The organism is Glaciimonas sp. CA11.2, assembly GCF_034314045.1.
Classification (GTDB): Bacteria; Pseudomonadota; Gammaproteobacteria; order Burkholderiales; family Burkholderiaceae_D; genus Glaciimonas.
In genome coordinates, this window is sequence record NZ_JAVIWL010000001.1 from 4,607,403 (window position 1) to 4,620,872 (window position 13,470).

The window sequence follows — 13,470 nt, forward strand, 5'->3', positions numbered from 1 at the left end:
TTAATTTCCTGTTCCGCTTAGGGCTTTGTCGAGATCGACTATTTGTTCAAGCTTCAACGGTAAATAAGTAAAAGTGATGCGTTCGTTTTCAATTTTTTCGAGGCGGTAATTACCGTCAATTACATCGCCGATAGCCGGACTTGCCAACTTATCGCAACCACGACAAAGAATGATGGTTTGATCGCCTTTGGTAAGAATGATCTTGCGTTGGGGGCCGTCGACCCATATGCCGCTAACTCGAAATGGAAAAGGAGGAGCGCGTACCGGTACCGGCGCCAGCGCCTCGTTTTTTGTACCCAAGCTTGCCGCTTTATCCGAAACGGGCGAGATGGCAGGGGCGATTAAAGGTCTACCTTGATAAGGAAACAAATTCCGCTTCTCTACCACGGCCAGTTGTGGTGCTGTTTGCTTCTTTTCGACCGAATGCACTTGGCTAACTTTGACGGAATGAGCGCGAACAGCTGTGGATTCGTCTGTTGTCGAATCAGTCCACATCGCGTAACCACAAGCGGCGATAGTAAGCGGCAGAACTATGCGTAAATAGAAGGGAATCTTCATTTGGGCCTCCCTGAAAGGGCGTTCTTTGCCACTTCCTTAGATTTACTTGCTTCCAGAGCGACATCCTTAGCGACAGACAATCGCATTTCGATTGCAAGCATCTCGTCCGACGGCATTTTTCTGGTCAGAGAAAATGTTTCAACTCGGCCACTTGGCATCGTAGATAACTCTTCCATCATTTCTCTGAATTGCGGGTAACTCCCGACTGTCGGCAGGTTGATCAAAATACGCCCTTCTCGCTGGACATCTTTTCCGCGCTGCATCTGCTGATACTTCACCTCCGGCGCATCCAATTTAAATTTTCTCGCGAGTTCCAAAATATCTTCTTCTCTGACTAAAAAATTGGTTGTTGGCTGAGAAGTAACGAGCAAATTACTTTTTATTTCTTTTGCACGGGCCGCCTGAAGCGCAGTATTTTTGGTCAATGCATCATTTACACGACTGATCGATGGCAACAGGAAGGCCGCATGCATAACAAGCCAGACGACCAATAATGCACAAGCAATCAAACCAGGCAATCCAATGGCCCCAGCGATGCGATACCACTCCCATTGAAAGCGCATCAACATTTTATTTATCCGTATTGTTTGGATATTCATTTCCACCCCAATGCCACACTTGCATCCAATAGCCAATCCTGATCATTCGACGCATTTTGTCCGTGTCGCTGTAAAAAAACGTTATTCCCAAATTGTTGCTTGAGACGCTCCACAAAACTGAATAACCCCTCGCGTGACTTAGCATTAATATGCAATTGCATACTGCCTTTGGTCAGATCCGTTTCCACACGTAACAGACTGATATCATCTGTCCATGCTGCCTCGAGTCGTGTAAGCACAGCGATCGCAGGTTCAGGTGGCGAGGCGCCCTGTGGCATTTTTTTTGCCAACTCTAATTTGATGGCTTTTTTTTCCTTATCAGCGCTGCGCTGCAAAGCCGCCAGACGTGTATCTTCAATATTTAGCTTCGCGGTTTGTAGTCTCAACTCCCCAACGTCTTGCAGCAGCAGATATCCAGCCGTAAAGGCAATAATCAAGGCGACAACGATGAATACAGGACGGAAGCGATCAGTGGCGATGACAGGAACCGCATTTCGTTTAAATAGACGCATGCGTGCTCTCCTGCGATACGATTACTTCAATTTGAGATGAGTGCGTAACTGCACGTGTGGGTGCAATCACTGGCAATTCTGAAGTCACCGTATAATCACTTGAGTAGACATTCTCGGGAAAAAAGTTTGCCAATATGGAAGCCGACAAGATGCAAAGTGCAGGTTCCTGGCCTACTCCCGGCAAAGTGAAGGCATTGCGCCAAATGCCATCTTGCCTGAACGCAAATTCATAGCTCTCCGATTGACGCACAACAAATACTGCGTCTGTATGCAACACGCCAGGATGACGGTTGATAGTGTCGGACAACAATGTTTGTATACGCTGTAGCCTTATTTTTTGCTGTTTACAAACGACGATAATTTCGTCCACGATGTCGCGACGAATAGCGCTGGCAATTGCAGGACAGCCGAACTTTTCCTGTGATATCTCGCAATACCAATCGGAGCGAATGATGCCGTAATGTTGCTCTAACATTGACTCCGCATATGCGAGACGATCTGCAGGAGAGATAATTTCATCTTGCCATGGCAAAATCATATGGTTCACATAAGGATAACTAAGCGCTATCTCGATCACGTCGAGCATTGGTAATTTACTACGTGGTAAAGTAGCAATCAACGTATCAAAGGTCGCACAACACTCTTCAGAATTGCTGGAAGACGACAACGCAAGTTTATGCGTTTGCGCTATTGGATTATCTGATAGACGTATAGCGACTTCTGCGCCGATTACGGCAATATATTTATTCCATCGCAATGACACGTTGCACCTCCGATAATGTCGTTTTTCCTTCGATTACAGCGGCTATCGCCACGTCGCTCATTGAAACAAATCCCTCTGATTTGGCGATAGCCTTCAGTGCTCGCATCGGGACTTTTTGCATCACGGCATCCTTAAAACTCTCGCTGCAACGTAGAATTTCCGCCAATGCGATACGGCCATGAAAGCCGGTAAAACGACATGCATCACATCCCGCACCAACCATAAAATGTGCGGTATCAGTTCCATTTGGAAAGCGATCCGGATTCAATTTTTCTATCTCCTGACGCTCAGTGTCGGAAACCGGATGAGAACATGTCGGGCAATTACGTCGGACCAAGCGCTGCGCCACGACACCGTTCAACGCCTCAAGCAAGCTCGCTGGCTCAACGCCCATATAAAGAAAACGTTCAAGCACACTAAAAACACCATTGGCGTGGACTGAAGACAGCACTAAATGTCCTGTTAGTGCTGCCTGTACAGCGATACCCGCAGTTTCCGTATCGCGTATTTCACCGACTAAAATAATGTCGGGATCATGCCGCAAGATTGAACGAAGACCTTTCGCAAACGTTAGTCCCTTCTTGTCGTTCACAGGAATTTGCAACACGCCTTGTAATTGGTACTCAACCGGATCCTCAATCGTAATGAGCTTCTCTTCGCCGCTATTGAGTTCCGAAAGCGTGGCATACAATGTAGTCGATTTTCCGCTACCGGTAGGACCGGTTACTAACACCATACCGTGTGGAATTTTCACCAGACTACGAATGCGATCCAAGGTATGGATATCAAAGCCAAGCGTCTCAAGTTTGATGGCCTGATTCTGACTGGATTTATCCAATACGCGTAATACGGCATCTTCGCCATGAATACTTGGCATCACCGATACACGGAAATCAATATTCCGAGACTGTATGCATACCTTGAAACGACCGTCCTGAGGAATTCTACGTTCGCCGATATCCATCCCACCCAGCACCTTGATACGCGAAATCGTCTGTTCTGCAAAATCGCTTCCCTGCACTTGCGTAATCGCTTGCAATACACCATCAATACGATATTTCACCACAAGGCCATCATCAATACTTTCCAGGTGAATATCACTTGCGCGTGATTGCAGCGCGTCGAAAAGCGTTGAGTTGAGTAGCTTTACGACCGGGCTTTGATCCTGTGAAATAGTGCTTAATGAAATTTCGGTTACGTCATCAGTCTGACGCTCAGATTGTTCCTGTTGAAACTGGTCTATAGCGCGTTCCTGCGCCTCTACCATCTTTAGCCGTTGTTTTACTGCATCTGGTATGGTGACCGCTAACACAGCAGTGTGTTGTTGACCCAAGAGTTGGATCCAGTGCTGTCCCCAATTTCGAGCGGAGATGGAACCAGGGCGTCCCATCACCAGATACAAAAGTCCATCAACACGAATAGGCAAAATCTGCTTATCCAATACAACCGCCAATGGCATGATGTCGAAATCACAATCAGCAGCCAGCACGATATCGCTCGAGATTGAGCGCAACCCAATAAGAGCGGCGATCTCGTCGATTCGCTCTGGCTGTGTATTTAGCATGTGTTCGATGGCGGCGTCACCATGTTCTGCCATGGAAGCAGATAGCCAGGCCGGCATATCGATATCCTTGCCAAGGTTATTGGTCATGTTATCGATAATGTTATCGATCATATTCTCAGTCATATTGTTGGTCATGAAACGCTTCCCGCCAACTCAAAGATCGGCATATACAAGGCGGTTTCAAATACCAAGCGCAACACTGGGTTAATTAACAGTGTCAGTCGGATGTTGTAGCAACGCGATGTGCTGAGTATAAACGACGAGTGGCGACTCATAATCGAGCCTTGCTCTTGGACGCGTATTGAGCGACAAGGCGATGGCGTCGAGTTCGTCCTGAGAGTAGATCGACAGGTCCGAACCCTTGGGCATGTATTGGCGCAACAAGCCGTTGGTATTTTCATTTGACCCGCGCTGCCAAGGGCTGTGCGGGTCGGCGAAATAGATCTGAACACCGGTGCGCTCGGTGAGGATTTTGTGGCCGTGCATCTCGCGCCCTTGGTCGTAAGTCATGGTCTTGCGCATCGCTGCCGGCTCGCGGTTGAGCACCGCCGAGAAGCTGTCGACGACCGCTTTGGTGGTTGCGTTGTCCATCTTGGCGAGCACCACAAAGCCGGTCGTGCGCTCGACCAGCGTGCCCACCGATGAGCGGTTGCCGGCACCCTTGATCAAGTCCCCTTCCCAATGGCCGGGAATGAGGCGGTCCTCGACCTCTGGAGGCCGGATGTGGATGCTCTGCATATCTGGGATCTGACCCCGGCGATCGGTGCCACGGCTGCGTGGCTTACGGACCTGGTTGTGGTGACGCAGGCAGGCAATCAGCTCACGCTTGAGTTCGCCGCGTGGGTGCAAGTAGATGGCGTTGTAGATGGTCTCGTGGGACACAGATTTCTCAGAATTGTCGGGCCAAAGGGCCCTGAGTTTGCGCGCTATTTGCTGCGGCGACCAGAGGAGTTTTAGCTGATGCCGGACGACCTGGAACAAGGCCCCGTCCGCGTGCAGTTTGGGAAGACGTCGCGGCAGGACACGACGCGCCTGGCATTGTGCGTGGGCCAGATTGGCATCGTAGACGCCGGCACCGCTGGTGCGTTTGAGTTCGCGGCTAATCGTGCTGGCTGAACGGCAAAGGCGTTTAGCAATGGATCGGGTGGAGCACAGGTCGTCGCGCATGGTCATGACGACGGCGCGTTCCTGAGTAGTTAAATGTTTGTAAATTTTCGCCATGGCGGCACCTTACAGCAGAAGGTGTTGCACTTGGTCTTTGAGAACGCCCAATAAAAAGACGATGGTCCCGATCAAGCCGCCCACAATGAGCATCAAAATCGGTTCAAATACTTTGCTAAACAACTCTATGGCGCGGGCCAGCGCTTCGTCATGGAACTGTGCAATACGTTCACACATACCAGCCAGGTCGCCACTTTTTTCGCCGACGCGTAGCAAACGGGCCGCAACAGGAGTCGTCAAATTGGCGTCTACCAATGCACCGGCAACTCCGCGCCCTTCTTGAACGTGTTGAAGAACTTGTTGCAAATCAGACTGACGGTCTGCAGGAAGTAACTTTCCGGTCAACGTCAATGCATCAACTACTTGCATGCCACCGAGTAATAACAAACCGAATGTCCGATAGAAACGCGCCAGAACAAACAACACACGTTGTTCGTTAAGACGATTAACGCTCCAGACCATTTTCCATAGTCCAGCCTTCACTGTTTTAGTGCGCAAAGCTAATACGCCGGCGATAACGCTGGCAACAAGGGTGAGAAGAAGTTCTCCCCCGTGCTCGGTGACCATTCCAGCCCACCACACCATCAATTGTGCCGTGCCATTGAGATCCTTCATGCCACTGAAGACGGTGGCAAATCTCGGTATGACGAACACGACCAAAAATCCTAAAATCAATGCACCGACCGATACCACGATGAGCGGATACATCAGCGCGCTCCAGACTTTCTTTTTCAAAGCAGCAATCTGTACTTCGTAATGATGAAATCGACGCAACGCCTGTGGTAATTGACCGCTATGCTCGGACGACGCAACACTGGCAATTAGTAATGTTGGGAAAATCTCGCTCTGTTGCTCCATCGCCTGTGAAAGTGGCTGCCCCCGATATAAATACGTTAACAGTCCATCTAGTACTTCCTTATGCTCTTCATTTGCCGACTTCTCTGCCAAAGCTTCGATTGCTTCAACTAATGCCAGGCCCGCGTCAAGAAGCGCGATCAGTTCCTGAATAAACAGACCAAGTAGAAATTTAGTGCGACGTTTTGCGCGTAGTCGGACTTCCTTAACGCGCAAGACATGTCCCTGTTTTGCACATTGATTGCTGGCATCATTGGCATCTTTGGCCTGTATTAATTGATGCTCTGCATTGCCGCCACGCATGACGAGTACGTCGAACTGCTTCATTGCGTAGCCGTATTAAGCTGCACAAACGAGCGGGTGGATTTTCCTGAAAGAACCTTGGCAACGTGAGTTCGTTTTTTTGTCTGCATTTTTAACGCTCGATATTGTCCAGCTACTTTCTTGATATATCGGTTGCGCGCATGTTTTCGATGTATGCTTGTTCCAGCGTTATAAGCCCCAACTGCAGTCCAGTTATAGCCAACGCGTTGAACAAATTCTGCCAAAATCCACGCACCCACCATCACCGAAGTACAAGGCTCCGCGATCAAACGTTTTTCGGTAATACCGAATGTAGCAAGTCGCGGGAAATGCAACTTATTAATTTGCATTAAGCCTACGTCATAGGAGCCATCATTGTTATAGTTACGAGCAGCAGCATTCATACCCGACTCCACATGCGCCATAGCCTGAAGCAATATTGGGTCAATGTTGTAGCGAGCGCCAGCTTCGTCCCAACATGCGGCTTGCGACGAAGTTGAAACCGCCAGACACATAGTGACCGCAATCAAAGATATTTTCATAACTCAAAATCCCCTCGTAATATCTTTATTTTTTCCTGAGCCACCCAGCTGTCCATCAGCGCCCAAAGACAAAATTTCAACTTCATGCGTAGCATCGGCATCACGCGCTGGGTTATGCCAGACGTATGCGTTTTCCCATGGATCCTTCGGCAAACCACTATTTAAATACGGCCCCTTCCAATTATTTTCACCAGCTGGCTGTTCTATCAAGGCTTCTAATCCTTGCTCTTCAGTTGGGTAGATGCCCGTATCAAGCCGGTACTGACCAAGTACATCGGCAAGCGTTTTCATTTGTGCCGCTGCTGCACTTTCTTTAGCTTGTTCGATTTTTCCAAATAACTTTGGCCCGACATACCCAGCTAACAACGCGGTAATCAATAGAACCACCAGTAATTCGAGTAACGTAAAGCCACGTTCAGATTGGGATTTTGGGTTCATCATTTGTATTTCCTTGGTTAGAGTTGGGGCTGTTGCGCCGATACGGACTTCATTACTGATTTATATAGTTACTTAGCTGACCGCTGACTTCGTTACTGAAATCGACGAATACGCCACAACTTACGTCTGATTTTGAGGTGATTTGATAACATCTATATTTTTTTCATTACTTGCTCTAATTTTTTTTCAATCGTTTCGGCAGAAATAAAACCACTAATGCGGGAGCCATCGGGGAAAATCAGAACTGGCGTTCCACGAATATCGAAACGCCGCCCGACATCGAGAAGTTCTTGTAATGTTGAAGCGCAAAGGGGATTTTTTACAGGCGCCTTGCCATGCAACATCCATTCCCCCCAAACGGCAGAAGGATTTTTTGCGCATAAAATATTGTTTCCCTTTTCTCTTGAATTTTCAGACAAAAAAGGAAAAATAAATGTATGTACGGTCACGTTGTGGAGCTTCGCCAGTTCTGCTTCCAAACGTTTGCAATAGCTGCAGTTAGGATCTGAAAAAACCGTAACATGACGCTCACCCAAACCTTCAACTCGCTTAAATGATTTTTCCATTGGTAAGCTATTCCATAGATTATTATTTATAGCTTGATCACCAACGGATGGGATCGATTGAACCGACAATCTATTCCGACTTTTTTCAAGTAGTCCATACTGGGCTGAAGCCTGCAAACCGATTGCGCGCTTGCTATCGCTTTTTTTCAGTGCTCCAAAATTCCCCAGCTGTTTTGTATCATCATGCTGCAAGCCAACAGCGACGTTCGATCCCATTGCATACGGCATCACGCTAAACAGAAAAATTGCTGACACGGTGATAAGTCGATTGATGCGCATTTTGTAAGGCTCCTGTTGAGGTGAGCGATGATGAGGATGAGTGCTTCTACATCAAACTCGTTTTGCTCTGATTAAGTTGATGAGATGCAGTTTTACAGAGAAGCGATATTGGGAACATGGGATTTATCCCAAATGTGGATAGTATTTATAAAGTTGATTGCCTGTTCGCTGCATAGAATAGATACCATTTCCATATCCCAGCCAAAAACCACGCTTCCTTTATGAGCGCCATTTACTTCAAAAAAAAGCCAGAAAATACCTTCGAATATTCAACGCTTATTTTTTGTGAAAATCAGGTGTACAAGGAAGGATAAAAATTTGCGAATGGTTCTTGATTCGTCACTACTTAAACAACCTTAAGCACTCACAAGCAGCACCAAGCAACAGACAGAAAGTGGTTTTTGTATTGACGAGAAGAAAAAATGTATCGTCATCTATAGATGTCCAACTCTAGAAAATTGATGCTATTTTTTTCGTTTAAACTTTTCATTACAAGCTCTTCATCCTGTCTTCAAAAACAGTTAAGAGGATAGTAAATTGCGCGACAAAAAACAATGCGAATACTCTGGAATCTATCTAAGAATATTCTATAAAATCGACATTCAATTTTCAAAATAATTAAATTAACTTTTACTTTGTGATATCAGAGGGCGATTGAAAATTTGTATTTCGTTCTCATCCATTCCTATTTTCATCTCTAAAAGTTGTGTTCTTATCGAGGTTTCCACCATCTTTCTCAATAAGATTTTTCTGCTAAAGAATTAGAAAAGTCTTAACCATATCTAGTACTTATCCCGTGTTTTAAATTGGTAAAAGTGTCCACACTGTGTAGTACCAAATCTATAAAACGGATAGGAACCTCTCAGCGTTGTCAGCGGGCGGTTTTGATAAATGCTATTTAAACCAGAGTAACTGTGCGCAATACTTGTCTTGACGGTTCGGCGTCTTCGCTAATGCCGGCAGACATCGTCGCGAGTCACTTATCAACCATTCATCCCAATATGACGAATTGTTTCAAACTCACGCCGATTGCCTTAGTTTTGGGCGCTCTCTTTATGGCTAACGTTCACGCCCAATCGATAGATCATGCAATCATTGCAAACCTGACTATCCCCCTTCCAGAAGTCGTTGTAACCGCACCGCAAATGTCGGCACCGCTCATCGTCGTTACCGATCCAAAAGCACCGCGCCAACCCGTTCCCGCACATGATGGAGCTGATTACCTAAAAACGATTCCAGGATTTTCTGTAGTGCGCAAAGGTGGCACTGATGGTGATCCTGTCTTCCGTGGTATGGCGGGATCACGGCTGAATATTGCAATGGATGGACAGCAAATTTTAGGTGGTTGCGGTGGTCGCATGGATCCACCGACCGCCTATATATTTCCAGCGGAATATGACCGCATTACCTTGATTAAAGGACCGCAAACGGTTCTTTATGGCCCCACTAGTTCTGCAGGAACTGTATTGTTCGAACGTAGTACCGAGCGTGTAGCGCCAGGATTGAAACTCAACTCCAGTATTATGGTGGGTAGTTTTGGGCGTCATGACGAGGTCTCTTCCGCCCGTTATAGCCTGTCCGGATTTTATGCTGAAGCAGGCGCGACCCGATCACATTCCGATGACTATCGCGATGGCGAAGGACATCCTGTACATTCGTCTTATACCCGCTGGAGTAGTCGTGCAGCGTTTGGGTGGACGCCCGATGACAATACCTTGCTGGAGCTATCTATTGCCAAAAGTGACGGTCAGGCCGCCTACGCTGACCGTGGGATGGATGGTGCGCGATTCGCTCGCTCGACTATAGGACTCAAGTTCCAAAAGCGTAACTTGTCACCAATGGTCAAAAAAGTGGAAGCCCAAATTTACCGAAATTACATTGACCACGTAATGGATAACTACAGTCTTCGCTCCCCTACAGCGGGTAGTATGTTGAAGGCAATGAATCCGGACCGCACCACACAAGGCGGCCGCGTCGCCATCACGCTCAATCTGAGTGATACGACGCAACTAGTAACCGGTTTTGATATGCAAGGCAATGTGCATACATCACGCATGGGGATGGGAATGAATCCTGGGAGCGTGTCGTATCAGGACAGTCCACGGGTGCCCGATGCACGTTTTCAGAATATTGGTTTGTTTGGCGAGCTAACGCAACATCTCGGAAAAAGCGAAAATAGCCGCATTATTACCGGGTTGCGCACAGATTTTTGGCAGGCCAGAGATGAACGAAAATCGACCACCAGTTCGGGTAATCTCACACGCCGAAATGACACGTTACGCAGTGGTTTTACACGCTATGAGCACGACCTTACGGGAAGTCCAACGACGCTTTATGCGGGTGTTGGAATCGCAGAGCGATTTCCTGACTATTGGGAGTTGATTTCAAAGCAAAGTGTGGATAGTGTGAGCGCTTTTGGTACCAGGCCAGAAAAAACGACTCAACTTGATATTGGTGTCCTATATCATTCAGGCCCATGGAATCTAACCGCTTCAGCCTTTTATAGCCATGTAAATGATTTTATCCTGATTGAGTCAAACGTGAATAAGGGAGCAAAGACCGGCATCTCCATTACACGTAATATAAAGGCGTCGACGTGGGGCGGTGAAATCGGCGCAACGTATGCGATCAATCAACTATGGAAACTCGATGGTTCGATTAACGGGGTTCGCGGTAATAACCTGACCGACAAGACACCCTTAGCACAAATGCCACCATTGGAAAGTAAATTTGGTCTTACCTTTGACAATCACACCTGGTCTCTAGCTTCTATGGTGCGCTCAGTCGCCTCCCAGAAACGTTTTGATCTTCATAAAGGTAACATCGCGGGACAAGATTTGGGGGCTAGTTCTGGGTTCACCATATTTTCGATTAATGCTGGCTGGAAGCCTCGCAAAGATGTATTGATTACATCCGGCGTCGATAATATAACCAACAAAGTGTACGCCGAACATCTTAGTCGCAGTGGCACGCCATTGCCCGGTTATGACCAAACCACACGCATCAACGAACCCGGTCGAATGATTTGGGTGAAGGCGCAATTTGAAATAAAATAAACTTGCCAATGACGCCATATAAGCGGCGTTAAGCGGGAGAACATATTTCCCACAAAAGGTGCCGACATTGTCCGCACCTTTTTTGTATCATCACTTCCTTTGGTGTAGAGCAGTAACACTAAAACGTACGGCTTGAATCATCAAGCCCAACTCAAATACAGACAATTCTTAACCGGTTAAGCGTTTTTCTTATTTAATCCCCGCATTTATCAGGTGTTGTGCGTTAGTTAAAAACTGGAAAATGAATCCCATCAACAGTAGGAATGCAGTGCCACTGAGCACGCAGCATCAACTCACTATTGAGATTCAGAATTCATGCAGTACTAACGATTTTTTACATACACTAACAAAGGGTATTAACCTATATGTCTACATCCACATCAACAAAAACAATCGGTAAACTATCGCTCGGTTTAACACTGGTACTTGGTTCGCTGGTCGCTCAGCAAGCATCAGCACATGGTTACATCGAATCGCCAATGAGCCGGTCGCTGTCTTGCTACCAAGGCGTCAACGCCAACTGCATCGCTCCCTACGAACCACAAGGTGTTGAATTCGGCGGTGGCGGCGGTGCTTTCGGCGTTCTGCCACCCGGCAACGAGGCTTTCCCGTTCAACGCTCCCGCTGACGGCGATATTGCAGCAGGCGGCCTCACCAGCAAATACGGTAACCTGAACGAACAGACAGCAACGCGCTGGCATAAAACCAAGGTCAAAGCGGGTAAAAATACGTTCAAGTGGAAATATACGGCAGATCATATTACCGCTTACTGGCAGTTCTTTATCACTAAAAAAGATTGGAACCCCAATATGCCTTTGTCACGCAGTTCGTTTGAAGCAACGCCAATCGGCCAACAAATACATAACGGCACCAAACCGAATAATGGCATCATGAATTCTTCGCATAGTGTTGATATTCCGACCGATCATAGCGGCTATCATGTGGTGCTGGCTACATGGAAGACATCAGATACTTCCGCTACGTTCTATCAAGTAGTCGATGTCGATATTCAGAATGATATGATCGCACCATCAAAGTGGTCAGAAATTGGATCAATTCAACCGAGTCAAACCGATTTAAAAACGGACACGGTCATCACCGCTCGCGTGATGGTTGCTGGTCAGGAGGATGTTTCAAAACAAACCGTACTCACCATTCAGAGCGACGAAGAAGGTAAGAGTACCCAATGGCCACATCAATTAGCCACCAAAATCAACGCCGACAATCTGGGTTACAAAGCAGGCCAATTGAATAAAGATGATGAAGTGAAACCAGCCTATGGCCCAAACACTGCTTACGTCCAAAAAGACAGCAATGTTTCAGGTCTGATCATTGATATTCAGCGCGCAAATCCTATTTTCTCGATGGAAGTCAGCGGCGTAAAATCGACGTACAAAATCGAAAACGGCAAAGTCACACTCCATTTTGACGTGAAAGCTCTGGGCGATTCCAGTAAGGTGCAAAACATTGTCTACAACGCGCAAAAAGAAGAAGTCGCTCGTGGCGAAGCAGATATAAACGACGGCTCAGAACACTTTACGATAGATATCGATAAAGCTGTAGCCGGTAGCTACGATCTGGTGACTATTGGTAAAGCAAAATCGGGCGCGCTGGTGCAAAAAACATCGAACTTCAAAATGGTAGGAGGCGATGTAGCTGACCCGACTCCACCGGTTGTTGATCCAATTCCGCCAGTCGTTGATCCGATTCCTCCTGTAAATGTCGACTATGACTTTACGTACCCGAATGATCGCACAGCGTATAAACCAGGTAACAAGGTATTACAACCGAAGGATGGCAATGTTTATGCATGTAAGCCGGTTCCTCATGGTCTGTGGTGCAAACAGTCTCCACAGCATTATGCTCCGGGAACTGGTAGTGACTGGTCGGATGCGTGGACGAAGGTTAGCAAGTAAATCATTATCTACAAACGAATTTTGGCTATCCGGTGCCAACGAACAAAATAGGTACCGGACCAGATACTAATAAAAACGCCTCGGATTACGGGGCGTTTTTTTGAGTAGTCAGGAAAAATTAATTCGACTTTACAAGGGATTTTATAGTTCTGGCGATACTTTCTTAATTATCCATAGCAGCGTTACTCAGTGATTTTGTACCGGTATGTTTGTTGAGTTTTTTTTCAGTGCAATCGATATCGCGATTTTTGGGATAAACCCTATTTTCAATGAGAGTCGATAAGAATATTCTTTGTTT

The 13,470-nt window shown here is 46.9% G+C and carries 12 protein-coding genes; 2 read left to right on the plus strand and 10 right to left on the minus strand.

Annotated elements, in window-relative coordinates; translation table 11 throughout:
• The 10 genes from RGU75_RS20070 to RGU75_RS20115 all read right to left on the minus strand — a co-directional run bounded on the left by RGU75_RS20070 (position 1) and on the right by RGU75_RS20115 (position 8,200).
• Positions 1-558, minus strand: a complete 558-nt coding sequence (locus tag RGU75_RS20070) for a hypothetical protein (protein WP_322239007.1) — start codon at positions 556-558, stop codon at positions 1-3.
• Complete coding sequence (locus tag RGU75_RS20075; RefSeq protein WP_322239008.1) at positions 555-1,076, minus strand: hypothetical protein; 522 nt, start codon at positions 1,074-1,076, stop codon at positions 555-557. The genes RGU75_RS20070 and RGU75_RS20075 overlap by 4 nt, the downstream gene beginning before the upstream one ends.
• Before the next feature lie 77 nt (positions 1,077-1,153).
• Positions 1,154-1,669 carry a hypothetical protein gene (locus tag RGU75_RS20080; RefSeq protein WP_322239010.1) on the minus strand — a complete coding sequence of 172 codons (516 nt, stop codon included), beginning with the start codon at positions 1,667-1,669 and terminating at the stop codon, positions 1,154-1,156.
• The gene (locus tag RGU75_RS20085; protein ID WP_322239012.1) at positions 1,656-2,432 is read right to left on the minus strand and encodes a hypothetical protein; all 777 of its coding nucleotides are present in this window, start codon (positions 2,430-2,432) and stop codon (positions 1,656-1,658) included. Before RGU75_RS20085 ends, RGU75_RS20080 begins: the two co-directional genes overlap by 14 nt.
• Complete coding sequence (locus tag RGU75_RS20090) at positions 2,413-4,131, minus strand: GspE/PulE family protein (RefSeq protein WP_322239014.1); 1,719 nt, start codon at positions 4,129-4,131, stop codon at positions 2,413-2,415. Before RGU75_RS20090 ends, RGU75_RS20085 begins: the two co-directional genes overlap by 20 nt.
• Positions 4,132-4,200: 69 nt before the next feature.
• Complete coding sequence (locus RGU75_RS20095; protein ID WP_322234666.1) at positions 4,201-5,217, minus strand: IS30 family transposase; 1,017 nt, start codon at positions 5,215-5,217, stop codon at positions 4,201-4,203.
• A gap of 9 nt (positions 5,218-5,226) precedes the next feature.
• Positions 5,227-6,399 (minus strand): type II secretion system F family protein, encoded by a 1,173-nt coding sequence (locus RGU75_RS20100; protein WP_322239016.1) that lies wholly within the window; start codon positions 6,397-6,399, stop codon positions 5,227-5,229.
• Positions 6,396-6,917 (minus strand): transglycosylase SLT domain-containing protein, encoded by a 522-nt coding sequence (locus RGU75_RS20105; protein WP_322239018.1) that lies wholly within the window; start codon positions 6,915-6,917, stop codon positions 6,396-6,398. The genes RGU75_RS20100 and RGU75_RS20105 overlap by 4 nt, the downstream gene beginning before the upstream one ends.
• A gap of 3 nt (positions 6,918-6,920) precedes the next feature.
• Positions 6,921-7,355, minus strand: coding sequence for a type II secretion system major pseudopilin GspG (gene gspG, locus RGU75_RS20110; RefSeq protein WP_322240681.1), 435 nt, complete (start codon positions 7,353-7,355; stop codon positions 6,921-6,923).
• A gap of 152 nt (positions 7,356-7,507) precedes the next feature.
• Positions 7,508-8,200, minus strand: coding sequence for a DsbC family protein (locus tag RGU75_RS20115; protein ID WP_322239020.1), 693 nt, complete (start codon positions 8,198-8,200; stop codon positions 7,508-7,510).
• Positions 8,201-9,255: 1,055 nt separating this feature from the next.
• On the opposite strand from RGU75_RS20115, the gene RGU75_RS20120 reads away from it, so the two are divergent.
• Positions 9,256-11,256 carry a TonB-dependent copper receptor gene (locus tag RGU75_RS20120; RefSeq protein WP_322239022.1) on the plus strand — a complete coding sequence of 667 codons (2,001 nt, stop codon included), beginning with the start codon at positions 9,256-9,258 and terminating at the stop codon, positions 11,254-11,256.
• 365 nt (positions 11,257-11,621) lie between these two features.
• On the plus strand, positions 11,622-13,172 hold the full coding sequence (locus RGU75_RS20125) for a lytic polysaccharide monooxygenase (RefSeq protein ID WP_322239024.1): 1,551 nt from the start codon (positions 11,622-11,624) through the stop codon (positions 13,170-13,172).
• Positions 13,173-13,470: the final 298 nt, after the last annotated feature.

Excerpts from the sequence above, each read along its gene's own strand:
- RGU75_RS20070 (WP_322239007.1), bottom strand. The coding sequence starts at position 558 with ATGAAGATTCCCTTCTATTTACGCATAGTTCTGCCGCTTACTATCGCC.
- RGU75_RS20120 (WP_322239022.1), top strand. The coding sequence starts at position 9,256 with ATGGCTAACGTTCACGCCCAATCGATAGATCATGCAATCATTGCAAAC.
- RGU75_RS20115 (WP_322239020.1), bottom strand. The coding sequence starts at position 8,200 with ATGCGCATCAATCGACTTATCACCGTGTCAGCAATTTTTCTGTTTAGC.
- gspG (WP_322240681.1), bottom strand. The coding sequence starts at position 7,355 with ATGAACCCAAAATCCCAATCTGAACGTGGCTTTACGTTACTCGAATTA.
- RGU75_RS20095 (WP_322234666.1), bottom strand. The coding sequence starts at position 5,217 with ATGGCGAAAATTTACAAACATTTAACTACTCAGGAACGCGCCGTCGTC.
- RGU75_RS20125 (WP_322239024.1), top strand. The coding sequence starts at position 11,622 with ATGTCTACATCCACATCAACAAAAACAATCGGTAAACTATCGCTCGGT.
- RGU75_RS20090 (WP_322239014.1), bottom strand. The coding sequence starts at position 4,131 with ATGACCAACAATATGACTGAGAATATGATCGATAACATTATCGATAAC.
- RGU75_RS20105 (WP_322239018.1), bottom strand. The coding sequence starts at position 6,917 with ATGAAAATATCTTTGATTGCGGTCACTATGTGTCTGGCGGTTTCAACT.
- RGU75_RS20100 (WP_322239016.1), bottom strand. The coding sequence starts at position 6,399 with ATGAAGCAGTTCGACGTACTCGTCATGCGTGGCGGCAATGCAGAGCAT.
- RGU75_RS20080 (WP_322239010.1), bottom strand. The coding sequence starts at position 1,669 with ATGCGTCTATTTAAACGAAATGCGGTTCCTGTCATCGCCACTGATCGC.